This window comes from Prosthecodimorpha staleyi (assembly GCF_018729455.1).
GTDB lineage: Bacteria > Pseudomonadota > Alphaproteobacteria > Rhizobiales > Ancalomicrobiaceae > Prosthecodimorpha > Prosthecodimorpha staleyi.
Genome location: NZ_JAHHZF010000011.1, coordinates 226,569 through 252,886, shown reverse-complemented (window position 1 = coordinate 252,886; position 26,318 = coordinate 226,569). Strand labels below are relative to the sequence as shown.

Below are 26,318 nucleotides of genomic sequence, written 5' to 3'. Positions count from 1 at the left end.
CGAATCGCCGATCCCTCGGCCCCGGCTCGACGCCTATGTGTCGTCGCCGCCTTCAAGCTGAGTCGTCGCCGTCGTCGAACTCGTGAGCAGGCTTATGAGTCGTCGGCGCCGTCGAACTCCGAGGCTGCGACCTCGACGGTCACGTCGTCGCGCCGGCAGATGTCCATCAGGGCGTCGGACGGGCGCCGGTCGGTGACGAAGACGTCGACCTGCGAGATGTGACCGATGCGCACGGGGGCCGAACGGGTGAACTTCATGGAATCGGCGACCAGGATGACGTGGCGTGCGTTCTCGATGATCTTTTGCGAGACGCGAACCTCGCGATAGTCGAAATCGAGCAAAGATCCGTCTTCGCCGATCGCCGAGGCGCCGATGATCGCGTAGTCGACCAGGAACTGGCTGACGAGATCGATCGTCGCCTCGCCGACGATGCCTCCATCCGTGCGGCGGACCAGGCCGCCGGCGACGATCACTTCGACCCGCGGGCTCGGCAGCAGGATCGAGACGACGTGGATGTTGTTGGTGATGACCAGCAGGCCCTCGCGCCCGACCAGCGCGCGGGCGACCTCCTCGGTGGTCGTGCCGATATTCATGAATAGCGAGGCTTCGTTCGGGATCAGGGCCGCGGCGCGCTGGCCGATGGCGCGCTTTTCTGCATTGGCGAGCTGCCGGCGCGCCTCGTAGGCGACGTTCTCGACGCCCGACGAGAGAATGGCGCCGCCATGGGTGCGGGTCAGCAGGCCGCGGTCGCAAAGCTCGTTCAGATCCTTGCGGATGGTTTGCGGCGTGACGGTGTAGCGCTCCGCCAGATCGTCGACCGAAACCCTGCCGATCTGCCGGGCGAGCGCGAGGATCTGGGTCTGACGCGGCGACGGCAGGAACATGGGGCGCGCTCCCTGGGGGCTTTTGCGGCAGGAGACGGCGCCGCGCGGCCGCTGTCAAGCACGCGAAACCAAACGAAAATATTCGAACCGGCCGGCTTTCGCCCGGCGGGCTGGCGAAACATCTCGTCCGAAACACGCTTTATGGCGCGATTCTGAAATTTACTTTTCACGACGATTTTGTGACAGTCGTGACGCAGGCCGGCCGATCGGGGTCGGACGACCGGATAGGCTTCAGGCGTGGGAGCGCGGCCGCCGGACGGACTGACGGGCGGCCGGCCGACCATGGCTGGCGCGTCCGATCGGGGCCGGCCATCTGAAGGCAGGGGAGTGTGATTATGGTGAGCCCGTTCAAAAGCCTCGCGACCCTTGGCGTCGCGATCCTGGTAACGACCGGCCTTGCGCGGGCCGGCGAGATCACCGTCTACACCGCCTATGAGGAAGACGAGATCAAGGCCTACGTCCAGGGCTTCAACAAGGCCAATCCGGACGTGAAGGTCAACGTGCTGCGCCTGTCGACCGGCGACCTGGCGGCGCGCATCGTCGCCGAGGCGGAGAACCCGAAGCACGACGTGATCTGGGGCTTCGCGGTCACCAACATGGTCGACCCGCGCATCCTCAATTCGCTCGAATCCTACAAGCCGAAGGATGCCGACAAGCTCGACGCGAAGTTCCGCGACGCCCAGGACCGCTGGGTCGCGACCACCGGCTACATGGCGGCCTTCTGCGTCAACACCGAGGTCCTGAAGGCCAAGAACCTGCCGATGCCGACCAGCTGGCAGGATCTGCTCAAGCCCGTCTACAAGGGCGAAGTCGTGATGCCGAACCCGGCTTCCTCGGGCACCGGCTATCTCCAGATCGTCGCGCTGCTGCAGGGCCTCGGCGAGGAGAAGGGCTGGAAATACCTGAAGGACCTGGACGCCAACATCAACCAGTACATCAAGTCCGGCTCCAAGCCCTGCCGGTCGGCGCGCGCGGGTGAGTTCGCCATCGGCCTCTCTTACGAGTTCGTCGCCATCAAGTCGATCGCCGAAGGCTTCCCGATCAAGATGGTCATCCCGTCCGAAGGCGCGGGCTACGAGCTGGAGGCGAACGGTCTGGTCAAGACGGCCAAGAACAAGCCCGATGCGAAGAAGTTCCTCGACTGGTCGGTCTCGACCCAGGCGGTCGATCTCTACTCGGCCTACAAGGGCATCGTGACGATTCCGGGCGGCAAGGTCTCGGAGGAGGCGCAGAAGGCCGGCCTGCCGGCCAATGTCGCGCCGATCCTGTTCAAGATGGACTTCGAGGCCTCGGCCCGCAACCGCGACGCCATCCTGACCCGGTGGAAGAAGGACATCGAGCGCTGACGCGCCGCTGATCCGATCGTCCCGCCCCGGGGGACGCCGTTTGCGACCGGTGGGGTCCGTACCGATGCGGGGCGGCCCCCCCAAAAACCGGACCGGCGCCGCGTCCGGTGGCGCTCCGGAACGGGCATTTCCGACCCGCTCCGGGTCGCTGCCCCGTGTCCGCACCTTGAATGGCCGGCCTTGACCGCCGGCCGAGCCGGCCTTTGCCGACCAAGCCGGCGGTCGGGGCTGCCGCCGCACCGGTCTCGCCTGCCCGCCGCCACGCGCCGCCGCGCCGTTTTCCCGCCCGATCCAGGAGCCTGCCGGTGCATCTTTCGATCCGAGCCCTCACCAAGCGCTTCGGCACCGTCACGGCGCTCGACCGGGTCGATCTCGACATCCGGGACGGCGAGTTCGTCTGCCTGCTCGGGCCCTCGGGCTGCGGCAAGACTACGCTGCTCCGGATCGTCGCCGGTCTCGACGATGCCTCCGACGGCCGGGTCGATCTGGACGGCACCGACCTGACCGCCGTGCCGGCCCGGCGGCGCGGCTTCGGCATCGTCTTCCAGTCCTATTCGCTGTTTCCGAACCTGACCGTCGCCGAGAATGTCGGCTATGGGCTGAAGCTCCGGAAGGTCGCGCGGGCGACCATCGAGGAACGGGTCAAGTCCCTGCTGGCGCTCGTCGAACTGCCGCAGATCGCCGGCCGCTTTCCGCACGAGTTGTCCGGCGGCCAGCAGCAGCGCGTGGCGCTCGCCCGTGCGCTCGCCGTCGAGCCGAAACTTTTGCTCCTCGACGAGCCGCTGTCGGCGCTGGACGCCAAAGTGCGCCTGCAGCTGCGCGACGAAATCCGCGCCCTGCAGCAGCGCATCGGCGTGCCGACCCTGATGGTCACCCACGACCAGGAGGAGGCGCTGGCGGTGGCCGACCGGGTCGTTCTGATGCGTGCCGGCCGGATCGAGCAGGAGGACGCCCCGGAGCGCATCTACCTGCATCCGAAGACGCGCTTCGTCGCCGAATTCGTCGGCCACATGAATTTTCTCGGCCCCGCCGACCGCGACCGTCTCGGCGCGCCGCTGCTGGTCGAGGGCGACCGGGCTCCGACCGAGGGCAGCACGGCCGGCATCCGACCCGAACATGTCGCCCTCGAGCCTGCGGGGGCCGAGGGGCCGAACCGCTTCCAGGGCCGGGTCAAGTCGAGCCACTTCCTCGGCGCGACCACCCGCACCGTGGTCGATGCTGGCGGCGTCGAGATCATCGCCGATCGCGCCGGCGGCGCCGTCGAACCAGTCGGCAAGGCGGTCGCGGTGCATCTGCCGGTCGTGCGGGTGACGGAGCTGCGCCCGTGACCGCGCCCGCCTCGGCGACGACCTCGACGGCCCCCGGCGCGGGGCATGGCCCCGGCATGGGGCGCGGCGCCGGCGCCTTCGATGGCGACCGGCTGTTCCTGAAGCTGGTCGGCCTCGCGGTTCTGGCCGGCCTGGCGATCTTCGTCGGCTGGCCGATGATCGTCGTCTTCCTGAAGAGCGTCGCGGTCGGCGGCGGCTACGGGATCGACAATTACGTCAAGGTCTTCGCGGCACCGAAATTCTGGACCATCGTCGGCCACAGTCTGGCGGTGTCGGTGACCGTGACGGTGATCACGGTCGTGCTCGCCTTCGTCTATGCCTATGCGCTGACCCGTTCGGCGATGCCGATGAAGTGGCTGTTCCACGGCATCGCGCTGCTGCCGGTCTTCGCGCCGTCGCTCGTCCAGGCGCTCGGCCTGGTCTTCCTGTTCGGCCGCAACGGCATCATCAACCGCACCTTCGGGCTCGACATCAAGATCTACGGCTTCTGGGGCGTGGTCACGGCGGACGTGCTCTACTGCTTCCCCCAGGCCGTCCTCCTGCTGGTGACGGCGCTTTCGGTCGCCGATGCGCGCCCCTACGAGGCCGCGACGGTGCTCGGCGCCGGCCCGGTACGCAAGTTCTTCGACGTGACGCTGCCGGGCGTGAAGTTCGGCCTGCTGGCGGCGGCCTTCCTGGTCTTCACCATCGCGATCACGGATTTCGGCAATCCGATGGTGATCGGCGGCGACTACACGGTGCTCGCCAACGAGATCTACAATCAGGTCTCCGGCCAGATGAATTTCCAGCTCGGCTCGGTGGTGGCGATCGTGCTGCTGCTGCCGGCGTTGTTCGCCTTCCAGATCGAGCGGATCGCGAACCGCCGCCAGTTCGCGCTGGTCGGCGACCGCTCGGTGCCGCTGGTGCCGCGCCGGGCGCCGCTCTTCGACGGCGCCATGCTGGCGGCCGCGATCCTGATCGCCATCCCGATCCTGGCCGTGGTCGGCATCGTCATCTATGCCAGCTTCGTCAAGACCTGGCCCTACAACATGACCTTCACGCTCAACAACTACACCCAGAACACGGCCCAGAATGGGCTGCAGTCGCTCTGGAACAGCGTCATCGTCTCCCTGATGGCGGCCGGCATCGGCGTCGTGCTGGCCGCGGCCGCCGCCTGGGTGGTGGCCAAGGACAAGGGGCCGGTCGGCCGCGTCGTCAACGCGCTCGGCCTCCTGCCGGCGGCGATCCCCGGCATGGTGCTCGGCTTGGCTTACGTGTTCGCCTTCAATGCCGCCGGCGGCGTGATGGCGCTCGTCTACGACACGCTACTGATGCTCGCGATCTGCAACGTGTTCCACTATTTCTCGCAAGGTCTCCTGACCGCCTCGACCAGCCTCCGGCAGATCTCGAAGAGCTTCGACGAGGCGTCGAGCTGTCTCGGCGGCAGCGCCTTCGACACGCTGCGCCATGTCACCGTGCCGCTGGTGCTGCCGACCCTGATTTCCGTCGGCGTCTTCTTCTTCATGCGCTCGATGGTCACCCTGTCGGCGATCATCTTCCTGATCTCGCCGGGCACCGGCCTCGCCGCCGCCACCGTCATGCTGCTCGACGATGCCGGCTCGACCACCCACGCCGCCGCCTTCTCGACCCTGATCATGGCCGTCGTGCTGGCCGCCCTGGCCATCCTGAAGGTCGTCGAACGCCTGTTCGCGCGGCCGGCCCGGCCCGGCGCCTGAGCGGGCATTGCCCAGGCGGAGGCTCTCCCATCGCGACCGGGGGACCGGCCGCGGGGGATCGAGCCTGCCTATCGCCCGGCCGGCCTCCGACCGGACGGCAGAAGCCCGACATTCGAGCCGTCGCTTGCGAACAAAACCAGAATCGGCAACAGTGCCGGCTCGCGCAGGCGACCGCACGGGGACAATGACGCAGGCCCATCTCGAGACGCTCAATCCCGACCAGCGCGCCGCCGTCGAGCACGGCCTGGAGGCCGGGAACGGCGCCGCGGCGCCGGCCGGCCCGCTGCTGGTCATCGCCGGGGCCGGGTCGGGCAAGACGGCGACGCTCGCCCACCGGGTCGGGCACCTGATCCTGAACGGCGCCGATCCGCGCCGGCTGCTGCTCTTGACCTTTTCGCGCCGCGCCGCCGCCGAAATGGCGCGGCGGGTCGAGCGCATCCTGCGCCAGACGCTCGGCGAGGCCGCCGCCTCGGCGGCGACGGTTGCGTGGGCGGGCACCTTCCACGCCATCGGCGCCCGAATCTTACGCGACTATGCGCGCGAACTCGGCCTCGATCCGGCCTTCACGATCCACGACCGCGACGATTCCGCGGACCTGATGAACCTCGTCCGCCACGATCTCGGCCTCTCCGCCAAGACCAGCCGCTTCCCGACCAAGCAGACCTGCGTGGCGATCTATTCGCGCGTGGTCAATGCCGAGGCGGAACTCGGCCAGACCTTGCGTGCCCACTATCCCTGGTGCGTCGAGTGGGAGGATGACCTGAAGCGGCTGTTCGGTCTGTATGTCGAGACCAAGCAGAAGCATAACGTGCTCGACTATGACGACCTGCTGCTCTATTGGGCCGGCTTGCTCGGGGACCCGACGCTGGCAGCCGATCTCGGCGGCCGGTTCGACCATGTGCTGGTCGACGAATACCAGGACACCAACAGGCTGCAGGGCGCGATCCTCACGGGCCTGAAGCCGGACGGGCGCGGCGTGACGGTGGTCGGCGACGACGCCCAGTCGATCTATTCGTTCCGCGCCGCGACGGTGCGCAACATCCTCGACTTCCCCGGCCAGTTCGAGCCGCCGGCCAGGGTCGTCACGCTGGCCCGGAACTACCGCTCGACCCGCCCGATCCTGGCGGCGTCCAACGCGGTGATCGGGCTCGCCAGCGAGCGCTTTGCCAAGGAACTGTGGTCCGACCGGACCGGCGGCGGCCGGCCGGAACTGGTCACGGTGCGCGACGAGGCCGATCAGGCCCGCTTCGTCGCCGAACGCGTGCTGGAGGCGCGCGAGGCCGGCACGGTGCTGAAGGACCAGGCGGTTCTGTTCCGGACGTCGCACCATTCCGGCCCGCTCGAAATCGAACTGGCCCGGCGCAACATCCCCTTCGTGAAATTCGGCGGGCTGAAATTCCTCGATGCCGCCCATGTCAAGGACCTGCTGGCGCTGCTGCGCTTCGCCGAGAACCCGCGCGACCGGGTCGCCGGCTTCCGCGTCATCCAGATCCTGCCCGGCATCGGCCCGGCCCATGCCGGCCGCGCGCTCGACCGCGTCGCCGAGGCCGAGGATCCGGCCGAAGCGCTCGAGAGCTTCGAGCCGCCGGCCCGCGCGGCCGAGGACTGGCGCGATCTCGCCGCCCTCTACCGGCGCCTCGTCGCACGCGAGGCGGACTGGCCGGCGGAACTCGATCTGATCCGGCGCTGGTACCGCCCGCATCTGGAGCGCCGGCATGACGACACCGCGCCGCGCAGCGCCGATCTCGACCAGCTGGAGCGGATCGCCGCCGGCTTCCCGACGCGCGAACGCTTCATGACCGAACTGACCCTCGACCCGCCGGCCGCCGCCAGCGACGAATCCGGTCCGCCGCTGAAGGACGAGGACTATCTGATCCTGTCGACGATCCATTCGGCCAAGGGCCAGGAATGGGCCCAGGTCTTCCTGCTCAATGCGGTCGACGGCTGCCTGCCGTCCGATCTCGCCACCGGGTCGTCGGAGGAAATCGAGGAGGAGCGGCGCCTGCTCTATGTCGCCATGACGCGCGCCAAGGACCGGCTCGCCCTGGTCACGCCGCAGCGCTTCTATACCCACGGCCAGCCCTCCGGCGGCGACCGCCACGTCACCGCCGCCCGCACCCGCTTCATCCCGGGCGCCATCCTGCCGCATTTCGAACTCGTCGCCTGGCCGGCCCCGGAATCCCTGTCCGTCCGCGGCACCCGGCCCGAACTCTCCGTCCGCCTCGACATGGCCGCCCGCATGCGCGGCATGTGGCGATAGGGGTGGCGCCACCCCGACCGGTGGCCGCTATCGGATTGGCTCGCGGACATTGCTTGTGAGTGCGCTGAGCGGCAAGGGACGGTTCACGGCGACATACGAAACCCGCCGATCCTGATGCCGCCGGCGCACGGGCGGCCGGTCGCGGTTCTCAGGATTTCAAGCTGGCCCTTTCGCGCGGCCGATTCGGCCGGCGGTCGGACTCCGGCACATTCGCCCATTAGATATGCGAGAAATGAACATTTTCTGAACAGCCTGCCCTTTAGCCATGCAGTTTGGCCATGGCAGCGCTTACGAACTCGTCACTTTTCCCAAACGGTCAAAAGGACTATCTACGCATCATGTTGCAGCGCACCCGATACGGACGATGTGCTGCACGACAAATTCGAACCAAACCGAACCCGCAGGTGTCACCATGTCGCTCTCCCGCTTCGCTTCCAACATCCGCACTTCGCTCGAGCGCTATCACAGCTATCGCGAGGCCGTCCGCCAGCTTGCCGCGCTGGACGACCGTCAGCTGCAGGACATCGGCGTCGAGCGCGGCCGTATCCAGGAGATCGTCCGCGGCGGTCGTTGATCGTCCGGTCCGAAAGCGATCCGAACTTTTTCGAAAGCCCGCCCGCGTTCTGCGCCGGCGGGCTTTCGCATGTGCGAAACACCGCGTGCCTCCGGCACCGAACCGGGCCGCTCGGTCGGCTTTCGCGGGCCGGGCGAAGCCGGTAGGGTTGGACCCGAACCGTCGCCCCTCCATCTGCGAGCCCCCCCTTGCCCCGTCTCGACATTGCCGGCCATGTCCGCGACATCGATCTGGTCGTCTTTGACAAGGACGGCACGCTGATCGATTTCGACCACCTCTGGGCCGGCAAGATGATCGCTGCGATCGCAGCGACACTCGACGAGGCGAACGCGGGGGCGGCGCATGACGCCGCGCTGGAGGCGGATCTCTATCGCATGCTCGGGGCCGACCCGGTCTCCCGGCGCGTCGTGCCGGAAAGCCCGCTGGCGGTGGCGTCGATCCCGGCGCTGAGTATCGTCTGTGCCGCCGTGCTCTATCGGCACGGACGGCCCTGGCACGAGGCCGAGACGATCGCCGGACGCGCCTTCCGGCCGGTCTTTCAGGCGCCGCCGACGACGACCGAAATCCGCCCGGTCGGCGATGTGGCCGGCCTGATGCGTGGCCTTGTGGCGGCCGGCGCGCGGATCTCGATCCTGACCACCGACGACCGGCTCGGCACGGTCGCGACGCTGCCGATTCTCGGCGTCGAGCGACTGGTCGACGCGATGGTGTGCGGCGACGACCCGATCCCCGCCAAGCCGGAGCCGGACGGCCTGCTGCATCTCGCGGCGCTTGCCGGCGTCGATCCGTCCCGCGTGCTGATGGTCGGCGACAGCGCCGGCGACATGGTCACGGCCCGGCGCGCCGGAGCCGCGCTGGCGGTCGGCGTACTGTCGGGGACCAGCCGGGCGGATCACTTCGCCGGCCATGCCGACGTGATCGTGCCCGACATCCACGCGATCCGGCTGGCGTCCTGACGTTTGGAACCGTCCGTCGGGACCGCGGGACGGGCGTTCAGCCCATCCGGCCGGCGCGGGCGAGCAGCGTGACGGCGCCGATCCGGCCTGTGACGCCGAGCGCACGATAGGCCGCACTGATATGGGCCTTGGCGGTCGAGGCGCTGATGCCCATGCGGTGCGCGATCTGCTTGTTGAGCAGGCCCTCGGCCAGAAGTTCGATGGCGCGGCGCTGCTGGGTGGTCAGATCGGCGAGCGGATCGGCCTCGCGGGCCGACAGGCGGCGGGACGGGGTATCGGATGCAGCCTCGACCAGGGACATCAGCTTCCTCCAAACGCGACGGATACGGCCTTGTCCTGCCCACGGCCGCGGCCGGTCGGGTGGTCCAGTCCTGGCGCGACGGCGTCTGGGGATGCCATGGCGGCGGCTGGAGCGGCCGCCGGGTTTTTCCCGGAGTCCTGAGGTTGGGGTAGCAGTGCGACCCTGGCCCTTGTAGCCGAATGATTCGCGACCTAATGTGCATTCCTGCACAATGGGGCTGCCGTGGCGCGACCGGATTGGGGAGATTTCCAGGTATTCCTGGCGGTGGCGCGTAGCGGCCAGATCAGCCGGGCCGGCCAGCAGCTGGGTCTCGACCATGCCACCGTCGGCCGGCGCATCGCCCGGCTGGAGCGCAGCCTGGCCGCGCACCTGTTCGACCGCTCGCCGCGCGGCTATCAGCTGAACGATGCCGGCGAGCGCCTGCTGGCGCGGGTCGAGGCGATGGAATCGGCCGTCTACGGCGCGCAGGGCGATGTCGGCGGGGTCGATCTGGAACTCTCCGGCACGGTGCGGATCGGTGTCCCCGACGGCTTCGGCACGATGTTCCTGGCCCCGCGCATCGGCGCCCTGTGCCGCGCCCATCCCTCGCTCGAAGTGCAGGTCGTGGCGGTGCTGCGCCCGTTCAACCTGTCGCGGCGCGAGGCCGACATCGCCATCGGCCTGTCGATCCCGGAGGCCGGCCGGCTGGTCGGCCGCAAGCTGACCGACTACAGCCTGCATCTCTACGCGACCGAGGCCTATTTCGCCGAACGCGGCCATCCGCAGTCGGCCGCCGACCTGCGCCGCCATCGCGGCATCGGCTATATCCAGGACCTGATCCACGCGCCCGAATTCGAGATGCTGACCGAGATCGGCACCGGGCTGAAGCCGCGCTTCACCAGTTCCAACCTGATCGCCCAGCTCAACGCCACCCTGGCCGGCACCGGGCTCTGCCTGCTGCCCGACTTCCTCGCCGCCGGCTTTCCGGCGCTTGTCCGCGTGCTGCCCGAGGAGGTCGAAGTGATGCGCAGCTTCTGGCTGATCATGCACCAGGATACGCGCGATCTCGCCCGAATCCGCGTCACCGCCGATTTCATCCGCGACTGCGTCGAGGCCGAACACCGCCTGTTCCTGCCGGGCCTGTCCCTGCCGGGTGTGGGCCGCGACGCGTCGGAGACCGCTCAATGCGGGTCCTGATCCTGGGCGGCACCACGGAGGCGAGCCGGCTGGCGCGGCTCGTGGCCGGACGGTCCGATCTCGCGCCGGTCCTGTCGCTCGCCGGCCGGACCGAGGCCCCGGCGCGCCAGCCGATCCCGACCCGGAGCGGCGGCTTCGGCGGCGTCGCGGGGCTCGTCGCCTATCTGCGCGCCGAGGCGATCGAGGCGGTCGTCGACGCAACGCATCCCTTCGCGGCGGTCATGTCGCGCCATGCCGCCGAGGCCTGCCGCATCGCCGACGTGCCGCTCTGCGCCCATTCGCGCCCGCCCTGGCAGCGCGTGCCGGGCGATCGGTGGACCGAGGTCGCCGACAATGCCGCCGCCGCCGCGGCTCTGGGGACGGAAGCGCGGCGGGTGCTGCTGACCATCGGCCGGCTCGGCGTCGCCGATTTCCGTGCCGCGCCGCAGCACCATTATGTGATCCGCAGCATCGACCCGCCGCCGGCCGAAGACCTGCCGCCGGACAGCCGGCTGATCCTCGATCGCGGCCCTTTCGACGAGGCGGGCGAGACGGCGCTGATGCGCGGCGAGCGCATCGACGTGCTGGTGACCAAGAATTCGGGCGGCGCGGCCACCTACCCGAAGATCGCCGCGGCGCGCAGGCTCGGCCTGCCGGTGCTCCTCGTCACCCCGCCTGCGCGGCCCGACATGCCGCTGCTGACCGATCCCGACGCCGTCCTTGCGTTCCTGGACCGGCATCGGCGCGCCGCGCCGCGAGGCTGAACGCGCACCGGATCGGTGCCCCGGCGCCAAGGCCGTACGCCCGGACAGGGCCCGTGAATGCCACCGATCCGGGAACCATCCGCATGCCAGCGATACCGGGATCGCACGTGAGAACAATGGCTTGATACAAGTTGGGATGAGAGCGGATCCCGGCTCTCCGCTTCGCTGCGGCCGGGAATGCGCTGCGAGATGGCGCGTAGCTTCACACATGCGAGGGCTCCCAAGCGATCTCCAACCGATCTCCCAACCGATCTCCCGGCAGCATCCCCGGACAAGGCCCGAAGGGCCGCCGATCCGGGGCCTACTCGCTCCGCAACGGCGTCAAGATCGTCAACCGATTCAAGCTCTTGCGGCAAGTTGACGGCAGAGTGGGTCCCGGCTCTCCGCTTCGCTGCGGCCGGGAATGCGCTGCGGGATGGCGTAGACCTTCGCACATGCGGGGGCTCCCAACCGATCTCCCGGCCGATCCCTCGGTTGCATCCCCGGACAAGGCCCGAAGGGCCGCCGATCCGGAGCCCACTCGCTCCGCAACGGCGTCAAGATCGTCAACCGATTCAAGCTCTTGCGGCAAGTTGACGGCAGAGCGGATCCCGGCTCTCCGCTGCGCTGCGGCCGGGAATGCGCTGCGGGATGCCGCGTAGCTTCGCACATGCGAGGGCTCCCGGCCAATCTCCCGGCCGATCTCCCGGCCGATCCCTCGGTCGCATCCCCGGACAAGGCCCGAAGGGCTGCCGATCCGGGGCCTACTCGCCCTGCAACGGCATCCAGATCGCCAACCGATTCAAGCTCTTGCGGCAAGTTGACGGCAGAGTGGGTCCCGGCTCTCCGCTTCGCTGCGGCCGGGAATGCGCTGCGAGATGGCGCGGACCTTCGCACATGTGAGGGCTCCCAACCGATCTCCCGGTCGCATCCCCGGACAAGGCCCGAAGGGCCGCCGATCTGAGGCCTACTCGCCCTGCAGCGGCGTCAAGATCGTCAACCGATTCAATCTCTTGCGGCAAGTTGACGGCAGAGTGGGTCCCGGCTCTCGGCTTCGCTGCGGCCGGGAATGCGCTGCGGGATGGCGCGGACCTTCGCACATGCGAGGGCTCCCAACCGATCTCTCGGCTGATTTCCCAACCGATCTCCCGGCCGCATCCCCGGACAAGGCCCGAAGGGCCGCCGATCCGGGGCCTACTCGCTCCGCAACGGCATCCAGATCGTCAACCGATTCAAGCTCTTGCGGCAGGTTGACGGCAGAGTGGGTCCCGGCTCTCCGCTGACGCTCCGGCCGGGAATGCGCTGCGGGGTTGGATGTTGACCTCCGGATCCCGGAGCGTCGGTGAAAAGTGGTGTCGGGTGGTGAGGGCGCCGCGCGATTGTGGGTCGGTGCCGGTTGGGGGGGCGTGTGCAGACGCTATTTGCCGAACTTGCGGATTTGCTCGGCGTAGGTCTTCGCCCAGGCGCCGGTCTTGGCGCAGATCCTGTCCCAGTCCTCGGCGGCCATGTCGGCTTCGATCTTCTTGTAGAGCGCGTCGGCGTCGTCGTCGGAGAGGTTCAGCCGGCGGATATGGCGGTCCATTTCCTTGCCGATCGCCTCGGCCTGCTTCGGCGAGACCGTGAAGCCGCACATTTCGGCGGAGAGGGCCAGCCGATAGAGCAGCGTCAGTTCGGGATCGTTCACCTCGGCGGCGCGGGCGGGACCGGACGCCGCGGCGAGCGCGATCAGAACGGCGGCGAGGGTGCGCCGGAGCGGCCGGCGGGCAGGGGACGAGGCGTCAGACATGACGCGCGCCATAGCATGTCCGCCGCACCTGGCCCAGGGCGCGGTGGCCACGGTCGGGCGGCAAATCCTGTCAGTCGGAAGGTTCGGCGCCCGGTGTTGCGGCACGGACGGCGTGGCGGGCGAGATAGCTGAGCGGATCGGCGGGGTCGAAGGGGATGCCGTCGAAGAGCGCGAAGCCGCCCTTCGCCCGAACCGCGCTGCCGCGGCCGAGCGCGGCATCGTAGAGATCCGGCCGGACGCTGCGACGCGCCGCGGCGAACACGGCTTCGGGGTCGTCGGTGACCTGGCCCCAGCGCAGCATCTGGGAGGCGAACCAGAGGGCGTCGGCCGTCTCGGGGCGGTTGGCGCCATGGCCGTGGAACAGGATGTAGTCGGGCACCGGCACGGCGGGCGCGCCGGTATCGGTGACCAGCGCATGGGTCAGGCTGCGCGCGATCACGTCGGCGGCAACGTCGAGATAGTGCGTCCGGCCGAGCATTTCGGCCAGTTCGGCCGCGTTGTCGCGATCGTCGCACCAGGCCGCCGCCCGATCGAGTGCCCGGATCAGGGCGGCGAGTTCGGACGGATGGCGCTCCGCCCAGGCTTCGCGCATGCCGACCACCTTCTCGGGCGCATAGGGCCAGATCTCGGATTTGACGCCGACGATGGCGCCGAGGCCGGTATCGACGGCGAGGCTCGGCCAGGGCGCGCCGACGCAGATGCCGTCGACCTGACCGGTCTTCATGGCGTCGACCATGAAAGGCGGCGGCACGACGACCATGCGCACGTCGCGATCGGGGTCGAGGCCGCCGGCGGCGAGCCAGAAGCGCAGTTCGTAGTTCTGGCCCGAAAAGGGATAGACCATGGCGAGCGCCGGCGCGGGCGCGCCAGCCTTTGCGCGGGTGCGGACCGCCTGGGCGAAGGCGCGGGCGGCGGCGAGCGGGTCGTGTAGCGGCCGTTCGCCCGGCCCGCCGGGAATCGCGTCGGCGAGTGCGGTCGTGATCGCGATGGCGTTGCCGCCGAGATTGAGCACGAAGGGCGTCACCATCGGCGCCTTCAGGTGGCCGAGCCCGAGCGTGGCGGCGATGGTCATCGGCGCCAGCATGTGGGCGGCATCGAAATGGCCGAGCGCGACCCGGTCGCGGATATTGGCCCAGGAGGTCTCGCGCACGAGATCGAGCCGCAGACCCTGCGCCGCCGCAAAACCCTTCTCGTGCGCGACGATCAGGGGCGCGCAGTCGACCAGCGGGATGAAGCCGACGCGCAGAAGCGTCCCCGACACCGTCGCCGGAGCGACCAGGGCGGCGGCGGCCGCACTCGCGTGATCCTCGCTCTCCTGCACCCCTTCGTCTCCCTTCGGCCCCATCTCCGACCCTCAGCCGAGCAGCGAGGCGGCTGTGACCACGCTCTGCGCGATTTCCACCAGCTTCTTCTTTTCGTTCATCGCCGTCTTGCGCAGCAGCGCGTACGCCTCCTCTTCGGGGATGCCGCGCGTCTTCATCAGGATGCCCTTGGCGCGTTCGATCACCTTGCGTTCGGCCAGTTCGGTTCGAGCCTGTTCGAGTTCGCGCGCCAGCCGGTCGAAGGCATTGAAGCGCGACACGGTCATGTCGAGGATCGGCTTGACGCGCTCCTTGCGCAGTCCATCGACGATATAGGCCGAGACGCCGGCATCGACAGAGGCCTCGATCATGGCCGTATCCGACTGGTCGACGAACATGGCCACAGGGCGCTTCACCGTGCGGCTGACCTGGAACATCTGCTCCAGCACGTCGCGGCTCGGATTGGCGAGGTCGATCAGGATCACGTCCGGATCGATCGCGAAGACCCGCCGAAGCAGTTCCTGCGTCGTGTCCAGCCGCACGATATTCTCGTAGCCGGCCTCGCGCAGCCCATCCTCCAGGATGGCGCTGCGGACCGGATTCTCGTCGATGACCAGGATGGTGAGATGGGTGTCGACCACGCGGCGCAAGTCTCCTTCGCGCTAGTATCGCCAGGAGTTGTTGCAGTGCAAGGCGGACTGCATCGCTCTTTTCGGAATCGAGGCAGCCCCGTCGACCGGCCCGGAAGTCACAAACCCTGTTCGAGACTGTGGTTCGGAACTCATATGTGCGCCAACCGGAAATGCCTCGCCCAGTCGGGGGCTCGGTAGTCGGCCATCCGGGCCGTCTGGGCGGCGCGGCGGTCCGACGGGTCGGCGGCGTAGTCGGTCACCGCACGGATCCAGGCGGGGCCGTCGAGCGGATCGAGCAGCTCCGGGACGGTGCCGGCGATTTCGCGGTGGGCCGGGATGTCGGAGGCGATCACCGGCACGCCGGCGGCGAGCGCCTCGGCGACCGGCAGGCCGAACCCCTCGGTGAAGGAGGGCATCAGCAGCGCGCGCGCGCCGGCCATCAGGCGGGCGAGCAGGCAGTCGCCGACCGGGCCGGTTTCGAGCACGGTATCCTCCAGCGGCGGCGAGCGCTCCAGCATGTCGATCACCGCCTCGATCTCCCAGCCGCGCCGGCCGATCACGACCAGGCGCGGGGCGTCCGGGCCGAGGGTCTCGGCGAGGCGCCGCCAGATGTTGAGCAGCAGCAGGTGGTTCTTGCGCGCCTCGATGGTGCCGACCGTCACGAAATAGGGCCGTGCCGCCGGGAACGGCGCCGCATCGGCCGGCGGCGGCCGGTCGATGCCGAGCGGGGCCACGGTCACCGGCAGGTCGACCTTCCCGCAGGTGGCCGCGAAGGCCTGCAGGCGATCGGCCGTGAAGGCGGAATTGACCAGCACCCGGTCGGCATGGGCAACGACGTTGCGCATCCGGGCGCGATGCTTGGCGTCGTCGCCCGGTCGGCAATATTCCGGATGGTCGATCGGGATCAGGTCGTGGACGAAGATCACGGTCTGCGGCGCCGGGCCGAGGGCGGCAAAGAGCGCCGGCTTCTCCAGATGGTGGTGCGAGACGTTGAGATAGGTGCCGCCCGCCGGACCCGGCCGGAATACCGGCCGCGGCTTGAAGCCGTCGCGGGTCAGGGTGCGGTCGGCAAGCCCGCCGGCCGTGCCGACGGCCTGCCGGACGAGGCGGCCGAATGGCGATGGCGGCGTTGGCGGTCGGTAGCGTGCGACCCGTTCACCGCGAAGAAAGCCGGCGATCCGCGCCTCGCCCGCCACCGGACCTGCGCGATCGGCTGCCGTGCCGCCGTTCCAGTGTCCGGCAAGGCGCTGCAGATAGGCGGCAAGGGCGGCGGGCTCGACGGTCCGCAGGGTGCCGCCGAGCCAGGCGACCGGCCGCAGATCGGCCCCTGTATCCAGGAGATGGCGCGCATAGGCGAGATCGACCCGGTCGATCCCGGTCGGACTCGACCGCACCCCGCGCGCGATCAAGCGCGAGGCGTCGAAATGGATCGGGCCGTCGAACAGGGTCCCGGCGGGACGGCTCATGCGCGGCCCGTCAGGAAGCCGGGCTCGCGGCCGAGGATCTTCGGGTCGATATCGCCGATGACGGTGCGGTTCTTGCCCGGATAGTCGAACAGGCCGAGCAGGTGCCGCAGGGCGTTCAGCCGCAGCCGCTTCTTGTCGTTGCCGAGCAGCAGCATCCAGGGCGCATGATCCGTGTGGGTCGTCTCCAGCATGCGATCGCGCGCTCGGGTGTAGTCCGCATATTTCTCGATCGCCGCATAGTCGATCGGTGAAACCTTCCAGACTTTCAGGGGATTGTGCCGGCGCTCATGGAAGCGCTTCAGCTGCATCTCGTAGCCGACATCGATGAAGAATTTGACGAGGTGCAGGCCTTCGTCGATCAGCATGTCCTCGAAGCGGGGGGCTTCCTTGAGGAACTGCTCGGTCTGTTCGGGTGTGCAGAAGTTCATCACGCGTTCGACCCCGGCACGGTTGTACCAGGAGCGATCGAACATCACGATCTCGCCGCGCGTCGGCATGTGCACCGCATAGCGCTGGAAATACCACTGCCCGGCCTCGGTCTCGGTCGGCTTGGGCAGGGCGACGACGCGCGTGCGGCGCGGGCTCATATATTCCCGGAAGGCGCCGATGGTGCCGCCCTTGCCGGCAGCGTCGCGGCCCTCGAACACGATCACGATCCGCTCGCCGGCCGCGATGGTCCATTGCTGCAGCTTGACGAGTTCGATCTGCAGCGCCTCTATCGCGGTCTCGTAGTCGCCGTCCGGCATCGTCTTGTCGTAGGGATAGCCGCCGGAGCTGAGCGCCTTCTCGGCGACGGACTTGGGCAGCGCCGGATCGTCGAGGTTGAAGGACTTGCCATTCTTGGCCGGCTTGCCGTTCGGGGCCGCATCGGTCGCCACCCCGTTCCCGCCGCCCGGATTCGCACCTGCCGGCGCCGTGGCGGCGTCCGCGACCGCCGGAGACTGCGCGAGGACAGGGGCGGCCGATGCCTCGTCGTCCTTCTTACGCTTGTCGCCTTTCTTGTCCTTCTTGTCCGTGCGGTCCTTGGCCATGCGCGATTCCCCAATGTGATCCTTCGGGTTCATGCTACCAGTCGCGCGCCAGGATCGGAACGCAGGACCGGACAGCGACGACATGGAGCGGGAGCAGCAGGCAATGGCGCGGATGGAGGCGATCCGTCGGCGCATCGGTCAGATGCAGGGCCTGGCCGCCGCGCTCGTGATCGTCTTTGCCCTTTTGGCCGGCGCTTTCGCGTTACCCGCCTGGGTCGCCGCGCTGGCCGGCGGAGCGATCTTCCTGACGGCCCTGGCGACGGGCGATCGGGAGGCCGATCGGCGCCTCGGCGCCAGGCTCGGGCCCCGCCGCGATCGGCGCGCCGTCGCTTGGCCGGATTCCGGCATGAAGGTGATCGCCGAGGGGCTGAACGATCCCTGCATCATCACCGACGGCAGCGGCATCGTCCGCTATGTCAACCAGGTCGCGGCGGCTCGGTTCGGACCGATCCAGCCGGGCGATCCCCTGTCGTTCAAGTTGCGCGTCACCGCCCTGCATGATGCGCTCGATCGCGTCGTGTCGCTCGATCAGCCCGAGACGATCGGCTGGGCGGAGAAGATTCCGACCGAGCGCTGGTTCGAGGCGCAGCTCGCGCCGATCCATTTCCCGCCCGATCCGAACGGCTCCGACCGCAAGCCGGATTTCGTGCTGGTGGTGATCGAGGACCAGACCGAGCAGCGCCGCGCCGAGCGCATGCGGGCCGATTTCGTCGCCAATGCCAGCCACGAACTGCGCACCCCGCTCGCCGCCCTGTCGGGCTTCATCGAGACCTTGCAGGGGCCGGCGCGCGAGGATCCGGCGGCACGCGAGCGCTTCCTCGGCATCATGGGCGCGCAGGCGGGCCGGATGAAGCGCCTGATCGACGATCTCCTGTCGCTGTCGCGCATCGAGATGAAGGCCCATGTCCTGCCCGACACGATCGTCGATCTCGCCGAACTGGCCGGACAGACCGTCGACATGCTGGTCCCGCTCGCCGACGAGACCGGCGTAACCGTACACTTCGAGCGGCCGGCGGGAGAGATGCCGGTCCTGGGCGACCGGGACGAACTGATCCAGGTCCTGTCCAATCTGATCGAGAATGCGATCAAATACGGCGCATCCGGCAAGACCGTCGAGGTGTCGGCGCGGGCGGACGGCGACGGCTACCAGGTCGCCGTCACCGACCACGGGCCGGGCATCGCGGAAGAACACCTGCCGCGCCTGACCGAGCGCTTCTATCGCGCGGACATCCAGTCGAGCCGCGAGAAGCAGGGCACCGGGCTCGGCCTCGCCATCGTCAAGCATATCCTGACCCGCCATCGGGGCCGCCTCGGCGTCAGCAGCCGGATCGGGCAGGGTTCGGTCTTCACCATCCGCCTGCCGGCGGCGCGATCCGTGTCATCGAAGTCGTGACATCAATAAAATCAATAATTTGATGTGTCATAAATTCTTCGCGCCAATTTCATAGAAGGGTTGCGTCGGAGCCCTAGCGTGGCTTCGTCGGGAGAGGGTGGCCGGCAGGAAGCCAACCCTCAACGAAGGGCGGATCGTCCGCCCGCCCGAGTCCCTGCTCTGGCAAGGAGTTTTGCCCCGTGAAGATCAACAGTGTCCTGGGCGCCGTGGCCGCTTTCGGTCTGGCCGCTTCCGCGCTTGCCGGCACCGCTCTGGCGCAGAGCCGCGAGCAGATCCGTTTCGTCGGTTCCTCGACCGTCTATCCGTTCACCACGGCCGTTGCCGAACAGTTCGGCAAGGGCGGCAAGTTCAAGACCCCGGTGGTCGAATCGACCGGCACCGGCGGCGGTCTCAAGCTGTTCTGCGCCGGCGTCGGCGTGGCCCATCCGGATGGCGCCAACGCGTCGCGCCGCATCAAGGCCTCCGAGTTCGACGACTGCCAGAAGAACGGCGTCAAGGACATCGTCGAGCTCAAGGTCGGCTTCGACGGCATCGTCGTCGCCAACTCGAAGAAGGGTCCGGATCTCAACATCAACCAGACCCAGCTGTTCCTGGCGCTCGCCAAGCAGGTTCCGGGTCCGGACGGCAAGCTGATCGCCAATCCCTACAAGAGCTGGAACCAGATCGACGCCTCGCTCCCGAACGAGCCGATCGAAGTGCTCGGCCCGCCGCCCACCTCCGGCACCCGCGACGCGTTCCTGGAACTGGTCATGGAGCCGGGTGCGCTCAAGGTTCCGGCGCTGGCCGAGCTGCGCAAGGCCGACAGCAAGGCCTTCGACGTGGTCTGGAAGTCGCTGCGTGAAGACGGCGGCTATATCGACGCCGGCGAGAACGACAACCTGATCGTCCAGAAGCTCGAGTCCAATCCGAAGGCCTTCGGCATCTTCGGCTACTCGTTCCTCGAAGAGAACACCGCGAAGATTAAGGGCGCCACGGTGGCCGGCCAGCAGCCGACCTTCGAACTGATCGCCTCGGGCAAGTATCCGGTCTCCCGTCCGCTCTTCGTTTATCTGAAGAAGCAGCATGTCGGCGTGATCCCGGGCATGAAGGAGTTCGCGGCGGAGTACACCTCCGACAAGGCGATGGGCGAAGACGGCTATCTGGCCGACAAGGGTCTGATCCCGCTGCCGAAGGACCAGCGTGCGACGGTCGGCAAGGTCGCCGCCGAGATGAGCGTGATCGGCAAGGAAGGCCTCTGATCCGCACCATCCCGACCCGGCAGCCCCCCACGGACTGCCGGGTCGTTTCTTTCCCAGAGGTTCGGCCGAGACGGATGGAGATCATCCGTCTCGGTCGAACCGCTAGAACGTCCGCCCGATCCCATTTCCGCCGCCGGTGCGGGTCCGCTTCCGGACGAGACCGGCAACCGGGGGGTTCATGAGTACCGTCTATCTCGCCATTCTGGCCGCCGCCGTGCTGGTCGCCTTCCTGGCCGGGCGCGGCCGGGTTGCGGCCATGCAGGTGGCCGGCGGGCCGAAGTTCCACTCGCTGCCCGGCTATCATGGCTGGTGGGTCGCGATCGCGGTCGCCGCGCCGATGATCGGCCTCTTCGCGCTCTGGTCGCCGCTGGCGCCGATCGCGATCGAGCATTCCGTTCTGGCGTCCCTTCCGCCGTCCCTGCAGCCGGCCGATGACCTCGCGCGCGCCACTCTGTTGCGCGAGATCCACAACGTTGCCGCCGGTAGCTTTGCGGGCGAGCCGCGGCCCGAAATCGCCGCCGCCGCCGGCCATCTGACGACCTGGACGACCCTGGCCGATTGGGGCCGGCTGGTCGTCGGCCTCCTTCTCGGCGCGCTCGGCGCGCGCTATGCGCTGCAGCAGATTCAGCCGGGCTTCCGCTCGCGGACCGTGGTCGAGCGGGTCGTTCTGTGGATCATGATCGGCTGCTCGACGGTCGCCATCCTGACCACGGTCGGCATCGTCTCGTCGGTCCTGTTCGAATCCCTGCGCTTCTTCGCCCGCTACTCCTGGTTCGACTTCCTATTCGGCCTGCAATGGTCGCCGCAGACCGCGATCCGGGCCGACCAGGTCGGGCAGTCCGGTGCCTTCGGGGCGGTGCCGCTGTTTGCCGGCACGGCGCTGATCATGCTCATCGCCATGTGCGTGGCGGTCCCGATCGGGCTGTTCTCGGCCATCTACATGGCCGAATACGCCTCGCCGCGGGTGCGTGCGGTGGCCAAGCCGGTGCTCGAAGTGCTGGCCGGCGTGCCAACCGTGGTCTACGGCTTCTTCGCCGCGCTCACCATGGCGCCGCTGATCCGCGACGCCGGTCATGCCGTCGGCCTGCAGGTCGCCTCCGAATCCGCGCTCGCCGCCGGTCTGGTGATGGGCGTGATGATCATCCCCTTCGTGTCGTCGCTGTCCGACGACATCATCAACGCGGTGCCGCAGGCGCTGCGCGACGGCTCCTACGCGATGGGGGCGACCAAGTCGGAGACCATCCGCAAGGTCGTGCTGCCGGCGGCTCTGCCGGGCATCGTTTCGGCGGTCATGCTGGCGGTCAGCCGCGCCGTCGGCGAGACCATGATCGTGGTCATGGCCGCGGGCCTCTCCGCCAACCTGACCTTCAATCCGCTCGAAGCCGTGACCACCGTCACGGTGCAGATCAAGACGCTGCTGGTCGGCGACCAGGAATTCGACAGTGCCAAGACGCTGTCGGCCTTCGCGCTCGGCTTCGTCCTCTTCTTCTTCACGCTGGCGCTGAACGTCATCGCGCTCCGGGTCGTCCAGAAGTACAGGGAACAGTATGACTGACGTTCTCGCCAATTCGGCCGGCTCGCGCGTGATCGATGTCACGTCCGATGCCGCCCGCGCCCGGATCAAGGCGCGCTACCGTGCGGAAGGCCGCTTCCGCGCCTATGGGCTCGTCGCCGTCGGCTTCGCCGCCCTGTTCCTGGTCTTCCTGCTGGCCGACATCGTCATCAAGGCCTTGCCGGCTTTCACCAGCTACAACCTTGTGCTCGATGTGCCGGTGACCGCCGAGACGATCGATCCGAAGGGCACCCGCGATCCGGCCGAATTCGGCCAGGCGGGCGACTTCACCAAGGCGGTGCGCGATGCCCTGTCGCTGGTCGTCCCGAGCATGTCGGACCGGAATTCGCGCCGCATCCTCTACGGCGCGGTCTCCTCCGGCGGCTCAGACGAACTGCGCCGGCGCGTCATGGCCGATCCCACGCTGATCGGGAAGACCGTCTCCGTTCCGGTCCTGGTGACCGACGAAGCCGACCTCTACTACAAGGGGCTGGTGACATCGAAGACGACCCATTCGGGCGTCGGCATCGCCACGCCGTCCGCCACCACCGGTGCGGTGACCATCTTCTCCACGTCCAATGCCTTTGCGGAGGACGTGCAGGTTCTGAAGCAGACGTTGCGCCGGATGGGTGACGAGGCGTTGCGCGATGCCGGGCGCGCCAGCCTCGCTCTGAAATCCGTCGAAGCCGACCGGCGTCATGCGATCGAACAGGCTGCGGCCGCCAAGGCGAGCGGCGATGCCGGGCGCATCGCCACCACCGAGGGCCAGTTGGCCAAGATCGAGGCCGACGTGGCGACGCTCGGCCGACGCGTTGCCGAACTGACCGCCACCGGCAACGGCCTGATCAAGCGCTTCGAGCAGACCGGTGCCCTGGAGACGCTCGATACCGCGATGCCTTCGCTGCTGCTCCGCATCAACGGCGGCATCGTTCGGGCCAATAGTCTCGGCAACGACCGGATCGAAGGCGAAGTCCTGGTTCCGCTGGCCTCCACCGCCGATGCGGCGGCCGGCACCTGGTCGCGCGAGATTTTGGCCACGCCGGAATCGAACCGCAAGCTTCAGGACAAGCAGGTCGCGGTCCTCGAAGTGCTGCGCGACAAGGGGGTCGTTCAGAGCGCCTTCAACACCCGGTTCTTCTCCGGCGGCGACAGCCGCGAGCCCGAACTGGCAGGCATTCTCGGTGCCCTGGTCGGCTCGGCGCTGACCATGCTGGTGACCCTGGTCATCTGCCTGCCGCTCGGCGTCGGCGCGGCGGTCTATCTCGAGGAATTCGCGCCGAAGAACAAGATGACCGAGATCATCGAGGTCAACATCAACAACCTCGCCGCGGTCCCTTCGATCGTGTTCGGCCTGCTCGGTCTGGCTGTGTTCCTGAATGCCTTCGCCCTGCCGCGCTCCGCGCCGCTGGTCGGCGGCCTGGTGCTCGCCCTTCTGGTCCTGCCGACCATCATCATCGCCAGCCGTGCGGCTCTGAAGGCCGTGCCGCCGTCGATCCGCGAGGCCGCTCTCGGCATCGGCGCCTCCAAGCAGCAGGCCGTGTTCCACCACGTGCTTCCGCTGGCCATGCCGGGCATCATGACCGGTACGATCATCGGCATGGCGCATGCCCTGGGCGAGACCGCGCCGCTCTTGATGATCGGCATGATCGCCTTCATCGTCGACGTTCCGACCAGCGTGGTCGAGGCCGCCACGGTGCTGCCGGTTCAGGTCTTCCTCTGGGCCGACCTGCCCGAAATCGCCTTCCAGGCGAAGACTGCCGCCGCCATCCTGGTCCTGCTCGGCTTTCTGTTCGTGATGAACGGCCTGGCGATCGTGGTGCGCAAGAGGTTCGAACGCCGCTGGTGAGTGGCCGCCCGCAAACGGCACTGCCGACCGGAGACTGAAGTGATGGACATCATGGCCGACAACGTGACGAGTGCGACGATCGAGCGAAAGCCGAAGGTCGTGGCCCGCGACGTGAACGTCTACTACGGCGAGAAGCATGCGCTGAAGAGCGTCTCGATCGACATTCCCGAAAAGAGCGTGACGGCCTTCATCGGGCCGTCGGGCTGCGGCAAGTCGACCTTTCTGCGCTGCATCAATCGCATGAACGATACCATCTCGGCGGCCCGCATCGAGGGCAAGATCGAGATCGACGGCAAGGACATCTACGATCCGGCGCTCGACGTGGTCCAGTTGCGCGCCCGGGTCGGCATGGTGTTCCAGAAGCCGAATCCGTTCCCGAAGTCGATCTACGAGAATGTCGTCTACGGCCCGCGCATCCACGGCATCGCCCGTTCGAAGTCGGATCTCGACGAGATCGTGGTGTCGAGCCTGCAGAAGGCCGGGCTCTACGAGGAGGTCAAGGATCGTCTCGACGATTCCGGGACGAGCCTCTCCGGCGGCCAGCAGCAGCGCCTGTGCATCGCCCGGGCGATCGCGGTTGGTCCCGAAGTGATCCTGATGGACGAGCCCTGCTCGGCGCTCGATCCGATCGCCACCGCGCGCATCGAGGAACTGATCGACGAACTGCGCTCGAACTTCACGATCATCATCGTGACCCACTCGATGCAGCAGGCCGCCCGCGTCTCGCAGAAGACCGCCTTCTTCCATCTCGGCGTGCTCGTCGAGGAGGGGCCGACGGACCAGATCTTCACCAAGCCGCGCGACAAGCGCACCCAAGATTACATCACCGGCCGCTTCGGCTGACACCACCCGAGGATCTGCCCACATGGCCGAACATACCGTTCGCTCCTACGACCAGGAATTGAAGATGCTGGCCGGCAAGATCGCCGAGATGGGCGGCCTCGCCGAGGGGCTGGTCGCCGACAGCGTCACCGCCCTTGTCCGCATGGACACCGTTCTTGCCCAGAAAGTGATCCTGACCGATGCACGGCTCGACCGGCTGCAGCGCGAGGTCGAGGAGAAGGCGATCCTGATCATCGCCAAGCGCCAGCCGATGGCGATGGACCTGCGCGAGATCGTTGCGGCGCTGCGCATCTCGAACGACCTGGAACGGGTCGGCGACATGGCCAAGAATATCGGCAAGCGCGTCATCGCCATCAACACCAACTTCGGCGCCAAGAAGCTGGTCATCGGCGTCGAGCACTTGGCCGACATCGCCCTCGAGCAGTTGAAGGACGTGCTCGACGCCTTCACGGCGCGTGACGACGAGCGGGCCCTGCAGGTGCGCAAACGCGACGACGAGATCGACGCGCTCTACACCTCGCTGTTCCGCGAACTCCTCACCTATATGATGGAAGATCCGCGCAACATCACGATCTGCACGCATCTTCTGTTCTGCGCCAAGAATATCGAGCGGATCGGCGATCACGCGACCAATATCGCCGAAACCGTCCACTATGTGGTCACCGGCGAACAGCTGGTCGAGGATCGTCCGAAGGGCGACACCTCGCATCTGGTCAACGTCGAACCGGCCGATTGACGGCGCCGACGCGCCAGGATGACGGACGGCCTTCGGCGGCCCGTCATCCCGGTCGCCCGTCATCCCGGCGGCCCGATATCCCGGCGGCCCGATATCCCGGCGGCCGGCCGCGAGACCGAGGGGGCGGGCTCGCGGCCGGGCCGGCGGTCGGCCGCGGGGGGGCGGCCATGCCGGATCCCCGCGCTGAACGCCATAGGCGCGCCGGTCAGGCCGCGTGCGGACGGGCAGGCGCAGACGGGTCGGTAGGGTTGCCGCATTCCTTTGCAGAGACAGGCGACGTCCGATCGGTCTGGCAAACCGCGGCGCAGCTGGCCTCGATCGGCATCCGCGGATGTCGTCTTGACAATTCTTGACTGCGCAAGGCCGCAAAGGACCGACGCTGCTTGCTCGGGGCCGCCTTGCCTTGGGAGACCCTTTCGCATGGCCCGCGTTCTGATCGTCGAGGACGAAGAACCCCTGAGCATGCTGCTGCGCTACAATCTCGAAGCCGAAGGCTATTCGGTCGAGACCTGCGCGCGGGGTGACGAGGCCGATACCCGCCTGAAGGAGACGACGCCGGATCTGCTCCTGCTCGACTGGATGCTGCCGGGCCTGTCCGGGATCGAGCTGTGCCGGCGCCTGCGCAACCGTCCAGAGACCGAGCGGCTGCCGATCATCATGCTGACGGCGCGCGGCGAGGAATCCGAGCGGGTGCGCGGGCTGGCGACCGGGGCCGACGACTATGTCGTGAAACCCTTCTCGGTACCGGAACTGATGGCGCGCGTCCGCGCGATGCTGCGCCGCTCCAAGCCGGAACTGATCTCGACCCTGCTCAAGGCCGGCGACCTGGAACTCGACAAGGAGACCCACCGCGTTCGCCGCGGCGGACGCGAGATCCATCTCGGCCCGACCGAGTTCCGCCTGCTCGAATTCCTGATGTCCTCGCCGGGCCGCGTCTTCTCGCGCGAGCAACTGCTCGACGGCGTCTGGGGCCGGGACGTCTATGTCGACGAGCGTACCGTCGATGTCCATGTCGGCCGCCTGCGCAAGGCGATCAACCGCGGCCGCGAGAAGGACCCGATCCGCACCGTCCGCGGCGCCGGCTACGCCTTCGACGACCAATTCACCGCGGTGGCACAATAGGACATCGTCCGCAGAGGGCCCGCCATCGCGGCCGATGCCGCGAGAACGGCCGATCTGGCGGCAATCCGTTGCCCGTCAGGCCGCCCAGGATGCCGGCTGCCGGGCGTGCG

22 protein-coding genes are annotated in these 26,318 nt (G+C 68.1%); 15 read left to right on the top strand and 7 right to left on the bottom strand.

Going from position 1 to position 26,318, the window contains the following annotated elements:
- Window positions 1-92 precede the first annotated feature (92 nt).
- Entirely contained in the window at window positions 93-884 is a 792-nt protein-coding gene (locus KL771_RS21780) for a DeoR/GlpR family DNA-binding transcription regulator (protein ID WP_261970607.1), read from the bottom strand.
- A 338-nt stretch (window positions 885-1,222) separates the two neighbouring features.
- Between KL771_RS21780 and KL771_RS21775 the strand changes: the two genes are divergently transcribed.
- The 6 genes from KL771_RS21775 to KL771_RS21750 all read left to right on the top strand — a co-directional run bounded on the left by KL771_RS21775 (window position 1,223) and on the right by KL771_RS21750 (window position 9,063).
- Window positions 1,223-2,230 (top strand): extracellular solute-binding protein, encoded by a 1,008-nt coding sequence (locus KL771_RS21775; protein ID WP_261970606.1) that lies wholly within the window; start codon window positions 1,223-1,225, stop codon window positions 2,228-2,230.
- A gap of 305 nt (window positions 2,231-2,535) precedes the next feature.
- Complete coding sequence (locus KL771_RS21770) at window positions 2,536-3,558, top strand: ABC transporter ATP-binding protein (protein WP_261970605.1); 1,023 nt, start codon at window positions 2,536-2,538, stop codon at window positions 3,556-3,558.
- Window positions 3,555-5,273, top strand: coding sequence for an ABC transporter permease subunit (locus tag KL771_RS21765; RefSeq protein ID WP_261970604.1), 1,719 nt, complete (start codon window positions 3,555-3,557; stop codon window positions 5,271-5,273). The genes KL771_RS21770 and KL771_RS21765 overlap by 4 nt, the downstream gene beginning before the upstream one ends.
- A 184-nt stretch (window positions 5,274-5,457) precedes the next feature.
- A complete protein-coding gene (locus tag KL771_RS21760; RefSeq protein ID WP_261970603.1) occupies window positions 5,458-7,533 on the top strand; it encodes an ATP-dependent helicase in 2,076 nt (691 codons plus the stop codon).
- 412 nt (window positions 7,534-7,945) lie between these two features.
- The gene (locus KL771_RS21755; protein ID WP_261970602.1) at window positions 7,946-8,107 is read left to right on the top strand and encodes a DUF1127 domain-containing protein; all 162 of its coding nucleotides are present in this window, start codon (window positions 7,946-7,948) and stop codon (window positions 8,105-8,107) included.
- Between the two features lie 188 nt (window positions 8,108-8,295).
- Window positions 8,296-9,063: an HAD family hydrolase gene (locus KL771_RS21750; protein WP_261970601.1), complete on the top strand. Its 768-nt coding sequence runs from the start codon at window positions 8,296-8,298 to the stop codon at window positions 9,061-9,063.
- A gap of 37 nt (window positions 9,064-9,100) precedes the next feature.
- Here the strand turns inward: KL771_RS21750 and KL771_RS21745 are convergent, their stop codons facing one another.
- Entirely contained in the window at window positions 9,101-9,364 is a 264-nt protein-coding gene (locus KL771_RS21745) for a response regulator transcription factor (RefSeq protein ID WP_261970600.1), read from the bottom strand.
- A 222-nt stretch (window positions 9,365-9,586) separates the two neighbouring features.
- On the opposite strand from KL771_RS21745, the gene KL771_RS21740 reads away from it, so the two are divergent.
- Together KL771_RS21740 and KL771_RS21735 are read left to right on the top strand one after the other, a co-directional pair.
- Window positions 9,587-10,540, top strand: coding sequence for a LysR family transcriptional regulator (locus KL771_RS21740; RefSeq protein ID WP_261970599.1), 954 nt, complete (start codon window positions 9,587-9,589; stop codon window positions 10,538-10,540).
- Complete coding sequence (locus tag KL771_RS21735; protein WP_261970598.1) at window positions 10,528-11,283, top strand: cobalt-precorrin-6A reductase; 756 nt, start codon at window positions 10,528-10,530, stop codon at window positions 11,281-11,283. Before KL771_RS21740 ends, KL771_RS21735 begins: the two co-directional genes overlap by 13 nt.
- Before the next feature lie 1,396 nt (window positions 11,284-12,679).
- Here the strand turns inward: KL771_RS21735 and KL771_RS21730 are convergent.
- From KL771_RS21730 to ppk2, 5 genes are all read right to left on the bottom strand, one after another.
- Window positions 12,680-13,048 carry a hypothetical protein gene (locus tag KL771_RS21730; RefSeq protein WP_261970597.1) on the bottom strand — a complete coding sequence of 123 codons (369 nt, stop codon included), beginning with the start codon at window positions 13,046-13,048 and terminating at the stop codon, window positions 12,680-12,682.
- Between the two features lie 70 nt (window positions 13,049-13,118).
- Complete coding sequence (locus KL771_RS21725) at window positions 13,119-14,369, bottom strand: CmpA/NrtA family ABC transporter substrate-binding protein (RefSeq protein WP_261970596.1); 1,251 nt, start codon at window positions 14,367-14,369, stop codon at window positions 13,119-13,121.
- A 33-nt stretch (window positions 14,370-14,402) separates the two neighbouring features.
- Window positions 14,403-14,990: an ANTAR domain-containing response regulator gene (locus KL771_RS21720; RefSeq protein WP_054358677.1), complete on the bottom strand. Its 588-nt coding sequence runs from the start codon at window positions 14,988-14,990 to the stop codon at window positions 14,403-14,405.
- A 140-nt stretch (window positions 14,991-15,130) separates the two neighbouring features.
- Window positions 15,131-16,447: a glycosyltransferase family 4 protein gene (locus KL771_RS21715; protein ID WP_261970595.1), complete on the bottom strand. Its 1,317-nt coding sequence runs from the start codon at window positions 16,445-16,447 to the stop codon at window positions 15,131-15,133.
- Window positions 16,444-17,478 (bottom strand): polyphosphate kinase 2, encoded by a 1,035-nt coding sequence (ppk2, locus tag KL771_RS21710; RefSeq protein WP_261970594.1) that lies wholly within the window; start codon window positions 17,476-17,478, stop codon window positions 16,444-16,446. The genes KL771_RS21715 and ppk2 overlap by 4 nt, the downstream gene beginning before the upstream one ends.
- A gap of 82 nt (window positions 17,479-17,560) precedes the next feature.
- Here ppk2 and KL771_RS21705 point away from each other — a divergent pair, with 82 nt between their 5' ends.
- The 7 genes from KL771_RS21705 (at window position 17,561) to phoB (ending at window position 26,208) form a co-directional block, all read left to right on the top strand.
- Window positions 17,561-18,871 (top strand): ATP-binding protein, encoded by a 1,311-nt coding sequence (locus KL771_RS21705; RefSeq protein WP_261970593.1) that lies wholly within the window; start codon window positions 17,561-17,563, stop codon window positions 18,869-18,871.
- 179 nt (window positions 18,872-19,050) lie between these two features.
- The gene (locus KL771_RS21700) at window positions 19,051-20,109 is read left to right on the top strand and encodes a PstS family phosphate ABC transporter substrate-binding protein (RefSeq protein WP_261970592.1); all 1,059 of its coding nucleotides are present in this window, start codon (window positions 19,051-19,053) and stop codon (window positions 20,107-20,109) included.
- Between the two features lie 178 nt (window positions 20,110-20,287).
- Entirely contained in the window at window positions 20,288-21,664 is a 1,377-nt protein-coding gene (pstC, locus tag KL771_RS21695) for a phosphate ABC transporter permease subunit PstC (RefSeq protein WP_261970591.1), read from the top strand.
- The gene (gene pstA, locus KL771_RS28400; protein ID WP_261970590.1) at window positions 21,657-23,507 is read left to right on the top strand and encodes a phosphate ABC transporter permease PstA; all 1,851 of its coding nucleotides are present in this window, start codon (window positions 21,657-21,659) and stop codon (window positions 23,505-23,507) included. Before pstC ends, pstA begins: the two co-directional genes overlap by 8 nt.
- A 51-nt stretch (window positions 23,508-23,558) precedes the next feature.
- Window positions 23,559-24,350 (top strand): phosphate ABC transporter ATP-binding protein PstB, encoded by a 792-nt coding sequence (gene pstB / locus KL771_RS21685; RefSeq protein WP_261970627.1) that lies wholly within the window; start codon window positions 23,559-23,561, stop codon window positions 24,348-24,350.
- Between the two features lie 22 nt (window positions 24,351-24,372).
- Entirely contained in the window at window positions 24,373-25,086 is a 714-nt protein-coding gene (gene phoU, locus KL771_RS21680; protein ID WP_261970589.1) for a phosphate signaling complex protein PhoU, read from the top strand.
- Window positions 25,087-25,506: 420 nt separating this feature from the next.
- On the top strand, window positions 25,507-26,208 hold the full coding sequence (gene phoB, locus KL771_RS21675; RefSeq protein WP_261970588.1) for a phosphate regulon transcriptional regulator PhoB: 702 nt from the start codon (window positions 25,507-25,509) through the stop codon (window positions 26,206-26,208).
- Window positions 26,209-26,318: the final 110 nt, after the last annotated feature.

Bases quoted from the DNA above. Each gene is read 5' to 3' on its own strand.
- KL771_RS21780 (WP_261970607.1), bottom strand. From the start codon at position 884: ATGTTCCTGCCGTCGCCGCGTCAGACCCAGATCCTCGCGCTCGCCCGG.
- KL771_RS21760 (WP_261970603.1), top strand. From the start codon at position 5,458: ATGACGCAGGCCCATCTCGAGACGCTCAATCCCGACCAGCGCGCCGCC.
- KL771_RS21755 (WP_261970602.1), top strand. From the start codon at position 7,946: ATGTCGCTCTCCCGCTTCGCTTCCAACATCCGCACTTCGCTCGAGCGC.
- KL771_RS21745 (WP_261970600.1), bottom strand. From the start codon at position 9,364: ATGTCCCTGGTCGAGGCTGCATCCGATACCCCGTCCCGCCGCCTGTCG.
- KL771_RS21735 (WP_261970598.1), top strand. From the start codon at position 10,528: ATGCGGGTCCTGATCCTGGGCGGCACCACGGAGGCGAGCCGGCTGGCG.
- KL771_RS21730 (WP_261970597.1), bottom strand. From the start codon at position 13,048: ATGTCTGACGCCTCGTCCCCTGCCCGCCGGCCGCTCCGGCGCACCCTC.
- KL771_RS21715 (WP_261970595.1), bottom strand. From the start codon at position 16,447: ATGAGCCGTCCCGCCGGGACCCTGTTCGACGGCCCGATCCATTTCGAC.
- ppk2 (WP_261970594.1), bottom strand. From the start codon at position 17,478: ATGGCCAAGGACCGCACGGACAAGAAGGACAAGAAAGGCGACAAGCGT.
- KL771_RS21705 (WP_261970593.1), top strand. From the start codon at position 17,561: ATGGAGCGGGAGCAGCAGGCAATGGCGCGGATGGAGGCGATCCGTCGG.
- pstC (WP_261970591.1), top strand. From the start codon at position 20,288: ATGAGTACCGTCTATCTCGCCATTCTGGCCGCCGCCGTGCTGGTCGCC.
- pstA (WP_261970590.1), top strand. From the start codon at position 21,657: ATGACTGACGTTCTCGCCAATTCGGCCGGCTCGCGCGTGATCGATGTC.
- pstB (WP_261970627.1), top strand. From the start codon at position 23,559: ATGGCCGACAACGTGACGAGTGCGACGATCGAGCGAAAGCCGAAGGTC.
- phoU (WP_261970589.1), top strand. From the start codon at position 24,373: ATGGCCGAACATACCGTTCGCTCCTACGACCAGGAATTGAAGATGCTG.
- phoB (WP_261970588.1), top strand. From the start codon at position 25,507: ATGGCCCGCGTTCTGATCGTCGAGGACGAAGAACCCCTGAGCATGCTG.